The following is a 15,692-nucleotide window of genomic DNA, read 5'->3' as shown; positions in this document are numbered from 1 at the left end:
GGGTCAGACACGGCCATGCCCCTGCGCGGCGACGAGGCGCGCGTAGTGCCCGTCCCTGCCGAGAAGCTCGTCCCCGCCGCCCGCCTCCACGATCCGGCCCTGGTCCAGCACGAGGATGAGGTCGGCGTCCCGCACGGTGCTCAGCCGGTGGGCGATGACGACGCGGGTGCCGGGGAAGCCGCGCAGGTTCTCCTCGATCGCGGCCTCTGTGGCGGTGTCGAGGTGGCTCGTGGCCTCGTCCAGCAGCAGCACCCTCGGATCAGGCAGCAGGGCGCGGGCGAGCACGAGCCGCTGGCGCTGCCCGCCCGACAGCCCGCCGCCGTCGGTGAGCAGGGTGCGGTAGCCCATCGGCATGGCCGCGATATCCTCGTGGAGGCGGGCCGACCTGGCCGCCCGCTCCACCTGCTCCAGGGCGGCGGAGGGGACGTTGAGCGCGATGTTGTCGAAGATCGTGCCGTTAAGGAGCACGGGTTCCTGCGGCACCACGCCGAACTGGCGGCGCAGGGCGCCGGGGTCGAAGGCGGCGGCGGGCACGCCGTCGTAGCGGATCTCGCCCTCGACCGGCGCCAGCAGCCCCAGGATCAGCCGGGCCAGGGTGGTCTTGCCCGATCCGGACGCGCCGACCAGCGCGACCTTCTGCCCGGGACGGATGGTGACGGTGACGTCCCGCAGGATCCACGGGCTGTCGGGACCGTAGCGGAAGCCGACTCCGTCCAGTTCGATCCGCCCGGTGAGCGTACGCGTGACAGGGGCGGCGGGGACGGGCTCGGGCTCGGCGTGCCAGACGTCGGCGAGGCGCTCCACGTGCGGCCGGGCCGACTGCACGGCCTGCAGACCGGCGACCAGTGAGCCGAGCGGCGCCAGCGCGGCGCCGGCCAGTGCCTGCATCGCGAGCATCCCGCCGAGGGTCAGCGTGCCGTCGGCCACCTGGCGGGCGCCCACCCATACGAGGGCGAGCGGGGCGGCGAACTGCAGGGCGCCGAGCAGGGCGTCCTGGAGGGCCTGCGCCCGGCCGTTCCGCCCCGACCGCTCGGCGACGGCCGCCGCCGCCGTCGCCCATCTGCCCGCGATCCGCGGCTCGGAGCCGGAGGCCTTGACCGTCTCGATGCCGCGCACGCCCTCGATCAGCCTGCTCTGCAGGTCGTTGCGTGCCTCCGTTTCGCGGTGGGTCAGGTCGCCGACGCGGCGGCGGGTGAGGAGCAGCAGGCCCACCTGGGCGAGGGCGAAGGCGACGAGACAGCCGCCTACCAGCGGGCTGCGCACGCTGATCGCGATCACGTACCCCAGGGCCAGCGGCGCCTCAAGGAAGGCGAGCGTCACCTGGCTGGTGAGGACCTCCCTGATCAGAGAGGTCGCCAGCACCCGGTTGACCAGGTCGGCGGAGCCGCGCAGCGCGAAGAACCGGTAGGGCGCCGCGAGGAGCCGTTCGCCCGTGACGCGGACCAGTTCGCCGTCCGCGCTCACCCTCAGCGCGACCAGGGCGTAGCCGCGTACGGCCCGGACCAGGCCGTACGCGGCGACCAGGCAGAGCACCCCGAGGCCCGAGGCGGCCAGCAGGTCGTGGTCGCCGGCCGGCAGCACCCGGTCGACGACCAGTTCGGTCAGCGCGGGGAGGGCGAAGCCGAACGCCTGCATGACGAGGCTGAGCGCCACCAGCAGGGCGAGCAGCCGCCGCCGGCCGGCGAAGGCGACGGCGGCCGGCCACCGCCACCAGCGGCCCCGGCGCGGGCGTCCGGTCCGCCGGAAGTCCGGGCCCGGGGTGAAGACGAGCAGCACGCCGCTGTAGTCACGGGCGAGTTCCGCCGCGGTGACGCGACGGCGGCCCGTCTCAGGATCGACGATGGTGACCCCGCGGGGCCCGTGACGCTCGACGACGACGTAGTGGTCGCCCTTCCAGTGCGCGATCGAGGGGAGCGGCGCGTGCGCCAGGCCCTCGGGAGGCAGGGAGAAGGCCCGCGCCTCCAGCCCGCGCCGCCTGGCCGCCCTGAGCAGGGTGAGCGCGGAGGCGCCGTCACGGCCGGCGCCCATCTCCTCGCCGAGTTCGCGCATCTCCACGTGGTGTCCGTGCGCGCCGAGGACCATGGCGACGCAGGCGGGGCCGCACTCGGTGGGGGTGCGCTGGTGGACGACGGGAACGGCGGGACCTCTGCCGCGATTGAGCCTCATAGTCCCCGGAGTGTCGGCCAGGAGGCTTGTCCGTCGCTTGTGAGCGGCTTCAATCCTCCCGGGCGCTCAGCGGCGGGCGGCGCGGACGAGGGCGTCGAACAGCGGGCCGTCCTCGTCGGCCTCCGGGTGCCACTGGACGGCCAGGGCGAACGCCGCGCCCGTGACCTCGACGGCCTCGATGGTGCCGTCGTCCGCGCGGGCGGTGACCTCCAACCCGTCCGCCAGTCGATCGATCGCCTGGTGGTGGTAGTGGGCGGGCGTCAGGTCCTCGCCGTCGTAGATCTTGGCGAGGCCCGGCGAGAGCCGTACGGGGAGGCGGCCGAACGTCCCGGGGGCGGGGGAGTGGGCGGTGTGGCCGACGACGTCGGGCAGGTGCTGGTGGAGGGTGCCGCCCAGCGCCACGTTGAGCACCTGCAGCCCCCGGCAGATGCCGAGGAACGGCAGGCCGGCACGCAGGGCGGCCTCCGTCAGCCCGAACTCCGCCTCGTCGCGGAACTCCCTGACATATCCGGTCTGCTCGGCGGGCGCCGCGCCGTAGCGGGCGGGGTCGACGTCGCCCCCGCCCGCGACGATCAGCCCGTCCAGCCGCCCGGCCAGTTCGGCGGGCTCCCCCGCGGGCGGCAGGATGACCGGCTGGCCGCCCGCCCGCGCGATGTGGTCGACGTACATGTACGGCAGCAGCGCCGCCGGCATGTCCCAGACGGTGAACCTCGCCGGCTCGACGTAGCACGTCACGCCGATCACGGGACGGGCCATGGCATCCCCCTTACAGCGGAGTGACGTACGCGCCGGAGATGCCGCCGTCGACCAGGAACTCCGAGGCGGTGATGAACGACGCGTCGTCGGAGGCGAGGAACGCGACCGCCGCGGCGATCTCCTCGGCCCGCGCGAACCGGCCGATCGGCACGTGGACGAGACGGCGCTGGGCGCGCTCGGGGTCCTTGGCGAACAGTTCCCGCAGCAGCGGGGTGTCCACGGGCCCGGGGCACAGCGCGTTGACCCTGATGCCCTCGCGGGCGAACTGGACGCCCAGTTCGCGGCTCATCGCGAGCACGCCGCCCTTGGAGGCGGTGTAGGAGATCTGCGAGGTGGCCGAGCCCATGACCGCGACGAACGACGCGGTGTTGATGATCGAGCCCTTGCCCCGCCGCCGCATGTACGGGATCACGTGCTTGCAGCACAGGTAGACGCTGGTGAGGTTGACCTCCTGCACCCGGCGCCAGGCGTCGATGCCGGTGTCCAGGATGGAGTCGTCGTCAGGCGGGGAGATGCCCGCGTTGTTGAAGGCGATGTCGACGCCGCCGAACTCCTCGGCCGCGGTCCGGTACATCCGGGCCACGTCGTCCTCGTCCGCCACGTCCACCTTGACGAACAGGCCGCCGACCTCCCCCGCCGCCTTCGCGCCGGCCTCCTCGTCGAGGTCGGCCACCACGACCTTGGCGCCCTCCTGGGCGAACCGGCGGGCCGTGGCCAGCCCGATGCCGCTGCCCGCCCCGGTGATGACGGCGACGCGGTCCTGCAAACGCTGCATTGATCTACTCCGTGGAGATGAAGACGTTCTTGGTCTCGGTGAAGGCCGACAGGGCGTCCGGGCCGAGTTCCCGGCCGAGGCCCGACTGCTTGAAGCCGCCGAACGGGGTCCAGTAGCGGACGCTGGAGTGCGAGTTCACCGACAGGTTGCCCGCCTCGACGGCCCGCGCCACGCGCAGCGCCCGGCCCACGTCGCGGGTCCAGATCGACCCCGACAGGCCGTACGCCGTGTCGTTGGCGATCCGTACGGCGTCGGCCTCGTCCTCGAAGGGCACGACGGACACCACGGGCCCGAAGATCTCCTCGGTGAACGCCCTGCGGAAGGACTCCGAGGACGATCCGGCCAGCAGGGTGGGCGGGAACCAGAAGCCGGGTCCGCTCGGGCAGGACCCGGCGGCGTGCACGTCGGCCTGGTCGACGAACGACGCGACGCGTTCCCGGTGCTCGGCGCTGATCAGCGGGCCCATCTGGGTCGCCGGGTCGTTCGGGTCGCCGACCTTCACCTCCCGCACGGCCTGCGACAGGCTCACGAGGAAGTCGTCGTAGACGGAGCGCTCCACCAGGATGCGCGAGCGGGCGCAGCAGTCCTGGCCGGAGTTGTCGAAGACCGCCATCGGGGCGGACGCCGCCGCCCGGGAGAGGTCGGCGTCGGCGAAGACGATGTTGGCGCTCTTGCCGCCCAGCTCCAGCGTCACCCGCTTGACCTGCTCGGCGGCCTTCGCGCCGATCAGTTTCCCGACCTCGGTCGAGCCGGTGAACACGATCTTCCGTACGTCCGGGTGCTCGACGAGCCGGGCGCCGGCGACCTCGCCCTCGCCGGGCACGACCTGCAGCACGCCCTCGGGCAGCCCGGCCTCAAGGGCGAGCTCGGCCAGCCGCAGCGCGGTCAGCGGGGTCCACTCGGCGGGCTTCACGATCACCGTGTTGCCCGCGGCGAGGGCCGGGGCGACTCCCCAGGTCATGATGACCATCGGGAAGTTCCACGGCACGATGATCCCGACCACGCCCAGCGGCTCGGCGAAGGTGACGTCCACCCCGCCGGGCACCGGGATCTGCCTGCCGTGGTCGCGCTCGGGCGCGCCCGCGTAGAAGTTCAGCACGTCGCGGACGTTGCCCGCCTCCCAGCGGGCGTTGCCCACCGTGTGGCCGGCATTGACGATCTCCAGCCGGGCCAGCTCCTCCGCGTGGTCCTCCACCACCTGCGCGAAGCGGCGCAGCAGCCGGGCCCGCTCGCCCGGCGCGACCGCGCGCCACGCGGGGAAGGCCCGGGCGGCCCGCTCGACCACGCGGTCCACCTCGGCGGCGTCCGCCATCTCGACCTCGGCGATCACTTCCTCGGTCGCCGGATTGACGATCTTCACAGCCGTTCGAACCCCCGATAGAGCTCCCAGTCGGTGACCGCCGCGTCGAAGGCGGCCAGCTCGACTCTCGCGTTGTTGGCGTAATGCTCGACCACGTCCTTGCCGAACGCCTCCTCGGCGATCGGCGAGCCCTCCCACAGCGCCAGGGCGTCGCGGAGCGTGGCGGGCACCCGCTCGGCCCCGGACTCGTAGGCGTTCCCGCCGAACGGCTCCTCCAGCTCGGCCCCGGCGTCGATGCCGCGCAGCCCCGCCGCGACCATGGCGGCGACCGCCAGATAGGGGTTGACGTCGCCGCCCGGCACCCGGTTCTCGATCCGCAGCGAGGGGCCGTGGCCGACCAGCCGCAGTGAGCAGGTGCGGTTGTCGACGCCCCACTTGACGGCGGTGGGCGCGAAGCTCCCGGGCACGAACCGCTTGTAGGAGTTGACGTTGGGCGCGTAGAGCAGGGTCAGCTCCCGCATCGCCGCGAGCTGCCCGGCGACGAACCGCCGCCCGGTCTCCGACAGCCCGTAGGGCTCGCCACCCGCCATGACCGGTGCGCCGTCGGCGTCCCGCAGCGAGATGTGGATGTGGCAGGAGTTGCCCTCGCGCTGGTTCGGCTTGGCCATGAAGGTGACCGACCTGCCCTCCTGGGCGGCGATCTCCTTGGCGCCGTTCTTGTAGAACACGTGGTTGTCGCAGGTGGTCAGCGCGTCGGCGTACCGGAAGGCGATCTCGTGCTGGCCGAGGTTGCACTCGCCCTTGGCCGACTCGACGTACAGCCCGGCGCCCTCCATGCCGAGCCTGATCTTCCGCAGCAGCGGCTCGATGCGGGAGGTGCCGAGCAGCGAGTAGTCGACGTTGTAGAGGTTGGCCGGGGTCAGGTCGCGGTAGCCCCGCCGCCAGGCCTGCTCGTAGCTGTCGTCGTAGACGACGAACTCCAGTTCGGTGCCGACGTACGCGGTCCAGCCGCGCTCGGCGAGCCGGGCGAGCTGGCGGCGCAGGATCTGCCGGGGGGAGGCCACGACGTCCGCGCCGTCCTCCCACACCAGGTCGGCCAGGAGCAGCACGGTCCCCTCGTGCCAGGGCACCCGGCGCAGCGTCGACAGGTCGGGCCGCATCACGAAGTCGCCGTAGCCGCGCTCCCAGGACGACATGGCGTAGCCGTCCACGGTGTTCATGTCGACGTCCACCGCGAGCAGGTAGTTGCAACCCTCCGCGGCGTGGTCCAGCACCTCCTCCAGGAAGTACCGCGCCGACAGCCTCTTGCCCTGCAGCCGCCCCTGCATGTCGGTGACCGCGAGCAGGACCGTGTCCACGCGGCCCGCTTCGACGTCGTCGCGGAGTCGCTCCACGCTGAGCACGGTGCCTCCCGTCCAAAAGTCTGGAACCAGACCATTGAGGGCATGCAAGCACCATGTTCCCCTCGTCGTCAACAATGTCCCCGGGGTCTAACCTCGATCGGAGTAACGGCCCGCGGCGACATGGGGAGGGGCGGCGCGCATGGAGAGCACCCCGGCGGAGAAGGCCGGCTCCCGGCCTCCGGCCGCCGCCGCGCCCGCCTCGCGGCCCGCGGCCGGGGCCGTCACCGGCGTGGCGTCGCTGCTGCGCCCGGTGCGGGCGGGCAACGCGTTCGAGGAGACCGTGGAACGCCTCCTCCAGGCCATCAGGCTCGGCGTCGTCCCGTACGGCGGGAAGCTGCCGCCGGAGCGTGAGCTCGCCACCCGGCTCGGCATCAGCAGGGTCACGCTGCGCGAGGCGATTCGCTCCCTGCAGGAGGCCGGCTACCTCGACGTGCGGCGCGGCCGGTACGGCGGCGCCTTCGTCGTCTACCGGCCGCAGAGCCCGCGCAAGGGCGACCTGCGCAGGGCGGTCACCCGCATGGGGGAGGACGACCTGGAGGACGCGCTGACGTTCCGGATGGCCGTCGAGTGCGGGGCGGCCCGCGTCCTCGCGACCACCGACCTGACCCCCCGGCAGCGGGAGACGCTGACCGCCAGGCTGGCCGCGGTGAACGACGCCGCCCCGGCCGACTACCGGCGGATGGACATCACGTTCCACCTGGCGATCGCGGAGCTGACCGGCTCGCCGCTGCTGGCCGCCGCCTGCGCGGACGCCCGGCTCCGGGTGACCGACCTGCTCGACGCGATCCCGGTGCTGCGGCCCAACATCGAGCACGCGGCGGCCCAGCACGCCGCCATCGCCGCCGCGATCCTGGACGGCGATCCCGAGGCGGCCGAGCGGGCGGTGGCCGAGCACCTGGAGGGCACGGCGGCCCTGCTGCGCGGCTTCCTCGCCTGACCGCTCCCGCCCTCCTCTATGCGCCCGCCCACCGGTCCCCGCCGCGACGCACCGGCGCGGACCCGCTCGAGACGGGCGAATCCCGTCGGTCGCGGCACTAGCATCGAAGGCCGGGGGATCGCTTGATGGCCGACTGGTTTCACGAACGCATCGTCGAGGCGCACCGTCTGCCGCTGTTCTGCTTCTTCGTCGCGCTGATCACGGCGTTCGTCTTCACCCGGGTGAACGTACGGCTGATCAGGGCGCGGGTGCGCTGGCTGGGCAACGTCAGCGTCGGCGAGATGCACATCCACCACGTGGTGTTCGGCGTGGTGCTCACGCTGCTCGGCGGGGTCGCCGGGCTGGTCCTGTCGGGCGTGTCCACGGGGTGGTACTCCTTCTCCTCGGCCGTGTTCGGCGTGGGGGCCGCCCTCGTGCTCGACGAGTTCGCGCTGATCCTGCACCTGCGCGACGTCTACTGGCAGAAGGAGGGCCGCACGTCCGTGGACGCTGTCTTCGTGGCGATCGCGGCCACCGGTCTGCTGCTGCTCGGACTGCGGCCGCTCACCTGGAGCGGCGCGAACGGCGCGGCGGGGGGAGGGAGCAGGACGGCCCTCCTGTTCCTCGTCGGCAACCTCGTCTTCGCCGTGATCACCCTGCTCAAGGGGAAGATCTGGAGCGGCCTGCTGGGGTTGTTCGTGCCGCCCCTGCTTTACGTGGGCGCGGTGCGGGTGGCGCGTCCCGGCTCGCCGTGGGCCCGCTGGCGCTACTCCGAGCGGGCGAGGCGGCCAAGGCCGCGCCTGATGGCGAAGGCGATCCACCGGGAGGAGCGCTGGCGCCGCCCGGTCATCAGGGCGAAGATCGCGGTGCAGGAGTTCGTCTCAGGACGGCACGACCTGCCCGCGCCGGCGCTGCCACCGCGGCGCCACCGGCGGCGGGTCGTGTCCTCGCGTCCTCGCCTGGGGGCCGACCACACCGGGCGGCACTGGCGGTCGGGCCGCCCCAGGGCCCGCTGAGCCGTCGCCATGAGCATTTCGGGTGGTTCTGTGGGTATTTCACCCTGAGTAAGAACGGTTGGGGGGCGGGGAGGGGCGGCAATGGAGTCTCGCGAGCGGTTCGTGTTCCAGCGGATGGCGGCCCAGGTCAAACGGGAGGCGGCGCTGCTCACAGGGGACCGGCTGCTGGCCGCGGAGGCGCGCGGCGAGGAGGCCGAGGCCGACCTGTGCCTCACGTGGTACGAGATCATGGACACCATCCGCGAGATCCGCCTGCTCTACGGGGTGCCCGGCTGACGGATCGTCCCTCGACGCGCGCGTACGTCCCGGCGGCAGGTCACCTTCGCCGGCGGTGACGAGGCCGCTCCCGTCGGCGTGGCCCTGCGGGCGCTGACCTGGGACGCCGACATCCCCACGCGCACCGGCGTTCCGGTGAATTAGTGTCTCCGGGAGATCGCACGCCGGGTTCGTGCGGAGGGGGCTCCATGGGGATGGACGGCGACGGCCCAGGCGGTGGCGAACCAGGGCCGAGGACGAAGGCGTCCCTGGGGGAGCGCGCCTCCTGGCGGCTGCTGTTCGACCAGGTGCGCCCGCACCGGCGGGTGCTCCTGCTGGGCGGCCTGCTGAGCCTCGTCGGCAGTCTCAGCGGGCTCGCCATGCCGGTCATGGCCAAGTGGGTGATCGACACGTTCGGCGAGGGCGGCGCGCTGACCGGCCCGGTGCTCGGGCTGTCGGTCGCGGTCCTGGCGGGCGCGCTGGTCTCGGCGGCCGGGCGGTTCCTGCTGGAGCGGATGGGCGAGACGATCGTGCTCGACTCGCGCCGCGGCCTGGTGGACCGCATCCTGCGGCTCAGGGTCTCCGACGTGGACCGGCTCAAGCCCGGCGACCTGCTGTCGCGGGTCGGCTCCGACACCACGCTGCTGCGTGCCGTCTGCACGGACGCGCTGGCCTCGCTGGTCGGCTCCGTCTTCACGTTCCTGGGCGCCGCCGTGATGATGGCGATCATGGACGGCCTGCTGCTGGTCGTCACGCTCGCCGTCGTCGCGCTGGTCGGGCTCCTCGGCGTGGTCATCGCCCCGCGCATCCGCCGCGCCTCCCTCCAGGCGCAGGTGGCGCTCGGCGAGATGGGCTCGGTGCTCGACCGCGCCCTCCAGGCGTTCCGTACGGTGAAGGCGGCGGGCGCGGAGGCGCGGGAGACCGCGGCGGTGAGCGCGGCGGCCGTGGCGGCGCGCGACCGGGGCGTGGCCGCCGCCGCGTGGACCTCGCTGGCCGGGATCGGCGCGTGGATGTCGATCCAGCTCGCGTTCCTCGCGGTGCTGGGGATCGGTGGCGCGCGGGTGGCGGCGGGGGAGATGGAGATCTCCGCCCTGATCGCGTTCCTCATGTACCTCTTCTATCTGGTCTCCCCGATCGGCCAGATCGTCCAGAGCCTCACGCAGATCCAGAACGGCCTGGCGGCGGTGACCCGCATCCAGGAGATCGCCGCGCTGCCTGCCGAGCCCGCCGCCGCCCCCGTGACCCGGACGGAAGGCGAGCCCCTCGGGGTGACCTTCTCCGGGGTCGTCTTCCGCTACGGCGAGGACCGGCCGGTGGTCCACCACGGCGTGACGTTCGAGGCGCCCGCCGGCGGCATGACCGCGCTGGTCGGCCCCTCGGGCGCGGGCAAGTCGACGGTGTTCGGCCTCATCGAGCGGTTCTACGAGCCGCAGGAGGGATCGATCACCGTCGGCGGGCGGGACATCCGCGGCTGGCCGCTCGGCGAACTGCGGGCGATGCTCGGGTACGTCGAGCAGGACGCCCCGGTGCTGGCGGGCACGCTCCGGGAGAATCTCGTCTTCGGCGCGTCCGGAGCGACCGACGAGGAGGTCGCCCGCGCCCTCGCCCGTACGCGCCTGGACGACCTGGTCGAGCGGCTGCCCGAGGGACTGGAGACGCAGGTCGGCCATCGCGGCGTCCTGCTGTCGGGCGGCGAGCGGCAGCGGGTCGCCATCGCCAGGGCGCTGCTGCGCAGGCCGGGGCTGCTGCTGCTCGACGAGGCGACCTCACAGCTCGACGCGGTCAACGAGATGCGGCTGCGGGAGGTCGTGGCCGAGGTGGCGCGCGAGACGACCGTCCTGGTGATCGCCCACCGCCTGTCCACTGTGACGGGCGCCGACCGGATCGTGGTGATGGAGGCCGGTCGCGTACGGGCCTGGGGCACCCACGACGAACTGGTCGCGGCCGACGAGCTATATCGCGAACTGGCCGCGACGCAGTTCCTCGTCTCGTCCTGACCGGCGGCCGAGGCCCCCGCGGACACGGCGCCGGAGGGCCAAGCGGAGACGGCGGCCGGGCCCTACGCGGACAGCCGATGGCGAAGCCGTGAGCAGCCCTTACACCGCGCCACAGCTTGTTTCGACCGGAGACAGGGGAGATCGGTGATGCGTAACCTCTCCTTCACCACCGCCCGGTTCCCGGAGCCAACGCGCGTGCGGGCGCGTCCGGTGACACGGGTCGGAGGCGGGGCGTCCCGGCTGTTCAGGGCGGGACGCCCCGCCGCTTACTCCAAGACATTCCGTTCTCGTCCCGCACGGCCAGGGCCAGGCCGTACGACAGGCCGGAGGCGAACAGGCCGCGGAGCGAGCGGCCCGTCTTGTGCAGGAAGACGTCGTCGAGCGTGGCCCGGTCGAGCGCCACGTGCTATGCCCTGACCCTGGAGCGCCCCACGCCCGAGACCCTGCGCCCGCAGCGGTGACATGCCCACCGCCGCCCGGTCACCCGGAAACCCGGCACGCCGTGTGCGGCAAGATCCGGGCGGCGCTCTAAGGTGAGGTCCATGCGACCCACGGCTTTGATCACCGGCGCCTCCCGGGGCGTGGGGGCGGCGATCGCCCGTGCCCTCGCCCCGACGCACGACCTTCTCCTGGGCGGGCGGGACGGCACCGCGCTCGACGCGATGTGCGAGGAACTGCCCGCGGCGCGCCCGTGGGCGGTGGAGCTCACCGAGCTCACCCCCGCCGACGTCGAGGGGATCGACCGGCTCGACCTGCTGGTCCACAGCGCGGGCATCGCCAGGCTCGGCCACCTCGCGGACGTCCCCGCCGAGGTCTGGCGGCGGACGATGGAGGTCAACGTCGTCGCGGTCGCCGAGCTGACCCGGCTGCTGCTGCCCGCGCTGCGCGCGGCCATGGGGCACGTCGTGCTCATCAACTCCGGCGCCGGGCAGCGGGCCAACCCCAACTGGGGTCCCTACGCCGCCAGCAAGTTCGCCCTCCGCGCGTACGCGGACGTGCTGCGCGAGGAGGAGAACGCCCACGGCGTGCGCGTCACCTCGATCTTCCCCGGGCGGGTGGACACCGACATGCAAAGGGACGTCCGCGCCCAGGAGGAAGGGCCGTACGAGCCGGGAAAGTATCTGGAGGCCGAATCGGTGGCTCGCGCCGTGCTGGCCGCCGTGACGGCCACACCCGACGCCCACGTCACCGAGATCACCGTACGGCCCGCGGCGGGACCGACCCGCTGACGGCCGCACGAGACACGGGGACGCACGTTCCACAGCAGTGGCGACACCGCCACGCCGCCCATCTGGAGGACCGGTGCACGAGACTTACTGGTGCGAGATGGCGTGGCTGTCGCCCGGAGAGGTCGTCGAGAGCGTCGTCGTCGGCGTCGAGGGCCGCCGCATCACGGAGATCAGGCCGGAGTCGCCGGCTCCCCCAGGGGCCGTACGGCTGGCCGGGCTGACCCTGCCCGGCCTGGCCAACTGCCATTCGCACGCCTTCCACCGCGCGCTGCGCGGCCACACCCAGACCGGTCGCGGCAGCTTCTGGACCTGGCGTGAACGGATGTACGCGACCGCCGAGGCGCTCGACCCCGACCGCTACCTCGCCCTGGCCACCGCGACGTACGCCGAGATGGCGCTCGCCGGGATCACCACCGTGGCCGAGTTCCACTACCTGCACCACGGCCCGGGCGGCAGGCCGTACGCGGACCCGAACGCGATGGGCCACGCCCTGGTCGAGGCGGCCAGGCGCGCCGGGCTGCGCATCACCCTGCTCGACACCTGTTATCTGACCGGGAACATCGGCGAGGCCCTCGCCGGCACCCAGGCGCGCTTCGGCGACGGGGACGCGGATCGCTGGGCGGCCAGGGCGGACGACCTCGCCCGCGTCTACGAGGGCGAGGAGGACGTCGAGATCGGCGCGGCCGTCCACTCCGTGCGCGCGGTGCCGCCCGAGCAGATGCACGTCGTCGCCGACTTCGCCCACCGGCACACCGGGCCGCTGCACGCGCACGTCTCCGAGCAGCCGGCCGAGAACGAGGCGTGCGTCGAGGCCTACTCGGCCACGCCCGTCCAGGTGCTGCACGACCACGGCGTGCTCGGCCCGCGCTCGACGGCGGTGCACGCCACCCATCTGTCCGACGTGGACGTGGCGCTGCTCGGCGGCTCCACCACCCAGGTGTGCATGTGCCCCACCACGGAACGCGACCTCGCCGACGGCGTCGGCCCCGCCCGCAGGCTGCTGGAGGCGGGGTCGCCGATCACGCTCGGCACCGACAGCCAGGCGGTCATCGACCTGTTCGAGGAGGCGCGGGCGGTGGAGCTCGACGAGCGGCTCGTCACGGGCGAGCGCGGGCACTGGCCCGCCGAGCAGCTCCTGCACGCCGCGACCGCCGCCGGGCAGGCGTCGCTCGGCTTCCCCGACGCCGGGTGCCTGGTGCCCGGAGCCTGGGCCGACCTCGTATCCGTCCGGCTCGACTCGGTCCGTACGGCAGGCGCGACGAAGACCTCGGCGGTCGAGCTGGCGGTGTTCGCCGCCACCGCCGCCGACGTGCACTCGGTGGTCGCGGGCGGGCGGCGGATCGTGGAGGACGGGCGGCACGTCCTCGGCGACGTCGGCGCGCTGCTGGGGGACGCGATCGCTCCGCTGCACCGGTGAGGTTTGCGCCGCTCACGGCGTGGCGAAGATCAGGAGACGTGGGGCCCATCGGCATGACATCAGTCGTTTTCACGGGGATCGGTCAGCTCTACACGGCGGACCCCGAGCAGGAGGAGATCGAGGACGCGGCGCTGGTCGCGGAGGACGGCCTGGTCCGGTGGATCGGGCGATCCGCCGACGCCCCGGCCGCCGACGAGCGCGTCGACGTGGAGGGCCGCGCCGTCATCCCGGGTTTCGTGGACAGCCACGCGCACCTGGTCTTCGCGGGCGACCGCGCCGGGGAGTTCGCCGCGCGGATGGCAGGCCTGCCCTACACGGCGGGCGGCATCCGCTCGACCGTCGAGGCGACCCGGCGGGCCACCATCCCCGAGCTGGTGTCGACGACGGCGTTGCTGGTGGCGGAGATGGCCATGCAGGGCACCACGACGTTCGAGATCAAGAGCGGGTACGGCCTCACGGTCGAGGACGAGCGCCGCAGCCTGGAGATCGCCCGCCAGTTCACCGAGGAGACGACGTTCCTCGGCGCGCACGTCGTCCCGCCGGGGACGACGGCCGACGACTACGTCAGGCTCGTGACCGGTCCGATGCTCGAGGCGTGCGCGCCGTACGCCAAGTGGGTGGACGTGTTCTGCGAGCGCGGCGCGTTCGGCGAGGAGCACAGCAGAGAGGTGCTCATGGCCGGGCGCAAGGCCGGGCTGCTGATCCGGGTCCACGCCAACCAGCTGGGCGAGGGGCCGGGGGTGCGGCTGGCCTGCGAGATGGGGGCCGCATCCGCCGACCACTGCACCCACCTCACCGCGGCCGACGTGGACGCGCTCGCCTCCAGCGGGGTGGTCGCCACCCTGCTGCCAGGCGCGGAGTTCTCCACCAGGTCGCCCTATCCGGACGCGCGGCGGCTGCTCGACGCGGGCGTCACCGTGGCGCTGGCGACCGACTGCAATCCGGGCTCCTCCTTCACCACCTCGATGGCGTTCTGCGTCGCCCTGGCCGTGCGCGAGATGGGCATGACGCCGCTCGAGGCCGTACGGGCGGCCACCCTCGGTGGCGCGCGGGCGCTGCGGCGCACCGACGTCGGCATGCTGTGCGTCGGGTCCCGCGCGGACCTCGTCATCCTGGAGGCGCCGTCGTACATCCACCTGGCCTACCGGCCGGGAGTGCCGCTGGCGGCGCAGGTGTGGCGGATGGGACGCCGTCTCGTTTGAGGCCGCCGGAGCAGGGTAAACGCCCTTTCTCCCGGTATCGCATCCTCCTTCAGGAGGAAAAGGAAACCGTTCCCGGGTCGTATTCGTTTGGGGAATCTTTGCCATGGACCGGCCGTTGTCCGGGGCAGGGAGCAGGAAGCCGGGGAGCCGTGCCGAGCGGGGCGGACACGCCCGGTTCGCCGGCTCAGGTAGTGCATATCGCGGCGGCGGAACGAGGTGCCATCGGATGGCGACGGGGAATCGGACGCAGGATCAGCACGTCTCGGACCGGGACCTGCTTGGGACGTATCTGGCCGAGATCGGCCGGGTCCCGCTGCTGACCGCTGAGCAGGAGGTCGAGCTGGCCAAGCGCATCGAGGCGGGCCTGTTCGCCGAGCAACTGCTCGACAGCGGGCGGCGCGAGCCGAAGATCGCGGACGCGACCGACGAGGAGCTGGAGCGCATCGCGATCTCGGGGCGGCGGGCGAAGGACGAGTTCATCCAGGCCAACCTGCGCCTCGTGGTGGCGGTCGCGCGGAAGTACTCGGGCCGGGGGATGCCGCTGATCGACCTGGTGCAGGAGGGGAACCTGGGGCTGGTCAGGGCGGTGGAGAAGTTCGACTACCGCAGGGGATACAAGTTCTCGACCTACGCCACCTGGTGGATCCGGCAGTCGGTGGGCCGCTCGATCCACGAGCAGGCGCGGCCGGTGCGCCTGCCCACCCACGCGGGTGAGCAGATGACGAGGCTCATGCGGGTGCGCAGGGACATGCTGGCGGAGTTCGACGCGGAGCCGACCGACGCCGACCTGGCCGAGGTGCTGGAACTGCCGATCGAGCGGGTGCAGGAACTGCGCCGCTGGGCCTCCGACCCGGTCTCCCTCCAGCTCGGCGTGGGCGACGAGGACGAGACCGAGCTCGGTGACATGATCGCCGACGAGACGTGGGCGGACCCCGAGCAGCAGGCCATGGACACGCTGGAGAAGGAACGGCTCGAGCAGTGGCTGACCGGTCTGGACGGCCAGATGCGTGAGATGCTGCGCTGGCGTTACGGCCTGGTGGACGGCCGCGAGCACACCCTCACCGAGGTGGGGGAGCGGTACGGCATCGGCCGCGACCGCGCCCGGCGTATCGAGCGCGACGCGCTGGCGCGGCTGCGCAAGATGGCCAGCGCCGCGTAGCCCGCCCCCGGAACACGCCCCGGAACACGCCACGTAACACACCCGGTAACACACCCGGTAACACGCCCCGTAACAACGCCACGGAACCCGCCGCGCAACAC

14 protein-coding genes are annotated in these 15,692 nt (G+C 73.0%); 8 read left to right on the top strand and 6 right to left on the bottom strand.

Features of this window, described 5'->3' with window-relative positions; genetic code table 11:
- Positions 1-3: 3 nt before the first annotated feature.
- From HHX31_RS22025 to HHX31_RS22005, 5 genes are all read right to left on the bottom strand, one after another.
- On the bottom strand, positions 4-2,166 hold the full coding sequence (locus HHX31_RS22025; protein WP_169950229.1) for a peptidase domain-containing ABC transporter: 2,163 nt from the start codon (positions 2,164-2,166) through the stop codon (positions 4-6).
- A 66-nt stretch (positions 2,167-2,232) separates the two neighbouring features.
- On the bottom strand, positions 2,233-2,922 hold the full coding sequence (locus HHX31_RS22020; RefSeq protein ID WP_169950228.1) for a gamma-glutamyl-gamma-aminobutyrate hydrolase family protein: 690 nt from the start codon (positions 2,920-2,922) through the stop codon (positions 2,233-2,235).
- A 10-nt stretch (positions 2,923-2,932) separates the two neighbouring features.
- A complete protein-coding gene (locus HHX31_RS22015; RefSeq protein ID WP_169950227.1) occupies positions 2,933-3,697 on the bottom strand; it encodes a 3-oxoacyl-ACP reductase in 765 nt (254 codons plus the stop codon).
- 4 nt (positions 3,698-3,701) lie between these two features.
- Complete coding sequence (locus tag HHX31_RS22010) at positions 3,702-5,009, bottom strand: aldehyde dehydrogenase (RefSeq protein WP_249346311.1); 1,308 nt, start codon at positions 5,007-5,009, stop codon at positions 3,702-3,704.
- Positions 5,010-5,053: 44 nt separating this feature from the next.
- Positions 5,054-6,391, bottom strand: coding sequence for a glutamine synthetase family protein (locus tag HHX31_RS22005; RefSeq protein ID WP_311932155.1), 1,338 nt, complete (start codon positions 6,389-6,391; stop codon positions 5,054-5,056).
- A 148-nt stretch (positions 6,392-6,539) separates the two neighbouring features.
- Between HHX31_RS22005 and HHX31_RS22000 the strand changes: the two genes are divergently transcribed.
- From HHX31_RS22000 to HHX31_RS21985, 4 genes are all read left to right on the top strand, one after another.
- Positions 6,540-7,337 carry a FadR/GntR family transcriptional regulator gene (locus HHX31_RS22000; protein ID WP_169950224.1) on the top strand — a complete coding sequence of 266 codons (798 nt, stop codon included), beginning with the start codon at positions 6,540-6,542 and terminating at the stop codon, positions 7,335-7,337.
- A gap of 125 nt (positions 7,338-7,462) precedes the next feature.
- A complete protein-coding gene (locus tag HHX31_RS21995) occupies positions 7,463-8,332 on the top strand; it encodes a hypothetical protein (protein ID WP_249346289.1) in 870 nt (289 codons plus the stop codon).
- A gap of 81 nt (positions 8,333-8,413) precedes the next feature.
- Positions 8,414-8,608 carry a hypothetical protein gene (locus tag HHX31_RS21990; RefSeq protein ID WP_169950223.1) on the top strand — a complete coding sequence of 65 codons (195 nt, stop codon included), beginning with the start codon at positions 8,414-8,416 and terminating at the stop codon, positions 8,606-8,608.
- 188 nt (positions 8,609-8,796) lie between these two features.
- Positions 8,797-10,584, top strand: a complete 1,788-nt coding sequence (locus HHX31_RS21985; RefSeq protein WP_169950222.1) for an ABC transporter ATP-binding protein — start codon at positions 8,797-8,799, stop codon at positions 10,582-10,584.
- Between the two features lie 244 nt (positions 10,585-10,828).
- Here the strand turns inward: HHX31_RS21985 and HHX31_RS21980 are convergent, their stop codons facing one another.
- Positions 10,829-10,987 (bottom strand): hypothetical protein, encoded by a 159-nt coding sequence (locus tag HHX31_RS21980; RefSeq protein ID WP_169950221.1) that lies wholly within the window; start codon positions 10,985-10,987, stop codon positions 10,829-10,831.
- Positions 10,988-11,126: 139 nt separating this feature from the next.
- Here HHX31_RS21980 and HHX31_RS21975 point away from each other — a divergent pair, with 139 nt between their 5' ends.
- From HHX31_RS21975 to HHX31_RS21960, 4 genes are all read left to right on the top strand, one after another.
- Positions 11,127-11,813: an SDR family oxidoreductase gene (locus tag HHX31_RS21975; RefSeq protein ID WP_169950220.1), complete on the top strand. Its 687-nt coding sequence runs from the start codon at positions 11,127-11,129 to the stop codon at positions 11,811-11,813.
- A 73-nt stretch (positions 11,814-11,886) separates the two neighbouring features.
- Positions 11,887-13,230, top strand: coding sequence for a formimidoylglutamate deiminase (locus tag HHX31_RS21970; RefSeq protein WP_169950219.1), 1,344 nt, complete (start codon positions 11,887-11,889; stop codon positions 13,228-13,230).
- 53 nt (positions 13,231-13,283) lie between these two features.
- On the top strand, positions 13,284-14,432 hold the full coding sequence (gene hutI, locus HHX31_RS21965) for an imidazolonepropionase (protein WP_169950218.1): 1,149 nt from the start codon (positions 13,284-13,286) through the stop codon (positions 14,430-14,432).
- Positions 14,433-14,658: 226 nt separating this feature from the next.
- Positions 14,659-15,591 (top strand): RNA polymerase sigma factor RpoD/SigA, encoded by a 933-nt coding sequence (locus HHX31_RS21960; protein ID WP_169950217.1) that lies wholly within the window; start codon positions 14,659-14,661, stop codon positions 15,589-15,591.
- Positions 15,592-15,692 lie beyond the last annotated feature (101 nt).

This window comes from Microbispora sp. H11081 (genome assembly GCF_012999535.1).
Lineage (GTDB): Bacteria > Actinomycetota > Actinomycetes > Streptosporangiales > Streptosporangiaceae > Microbispora.
Note: the sequence above shows the minus strand (reverse complement) of the source record. Positions and strands in the feature narration are given on the sequence as shown.

What these genes read in the sequence shown, in the direction of transcription:
- HHX31_RS22025 (WP_169950229.1), bottom strand. Translation starts at nt 2,166, where the DNA reads ATGAGGCTCAATCGCGGCAGAGGTCCCGCCGTTCCCGTCGTCCACCAG.
- HHX31_RS22020 (WP_169950228.1), bottom strand. Translation starts at nt 2,922, where the DNA reads ATGGCCCGTCCCGTGATCGGCGTGACGTGCTACGTCGAGCCGGCGAGG.
- HHX31_RS22015 (WP_169950227.1), bottom strand. Translation starts at nt 3,697, where the DNA reads ATGCAGCGTTTGCAGGACCGCGTCGCCGTCATCACCGGGGCGGGCAGC.
- HHX31_RS22010 (WP_249346311.1), bottom strand. Translation starts at nt 5,009, where the DNA reads ATGGCGGACGCCGCCGAGGTGGACCGCGTGGTCGAGCGGGCCGCCCGG.
- HHX31_RS22000 (WP_169950224.1), top strand. Translation starts at nt 6,540, where the DNA reads ATGGAGAGCACCCCGGCGGAGAAGGCCGGCTCCCGGCCTCCGGCCGCC.
- HHX31_RS21995 (WP_249346289.1), top strand. Translation starts at nt 7,463, where the DNA reads ATGGCCGACTGGTTTCACGAACGCATCGTCGAGGCGCACCGTCTGCCG.
- HHX31_RS21990 (WP_169950223.1), top strand. Translation starts at nt 8,414, where the DNA reads ATGGAGTCTCGCGAGCGGTTCGTGTTCCAGCGGATGGCGGCCCAGGTC.
- HHX31_RS21985 (WP_169950222.1), top strand. Translation starts at nt 8,797, where the DNA reads ATGGGGATGGACGGCGACGGCCCAGGCGGTGGCGAACCAGGGCCGAGG.
- HHX31_RS21975 (WP_169950220.1), top strand. Translation starts at nt 11,127, where the DNA reads ATGCGACCCACGGCTTTGATCACCGGCGCCTCCCGGGGCGTGGGGGCG.
- hutI (WP_169950218.1), top strand. Translation starts at nt 13,284, where the DNA reads ATGACATCAGTCGTTTTCACGGGGATCGGTCAGCTCTACACGGCGGAC.
- HHX31_RS21960 (WP_169950217.1), top strand. Translation starts at nt 14,659, where the DNA reads ATGGCGACGGGGAATCGGACGCAGGATCAGCACGTCTCGGACCGGGAC.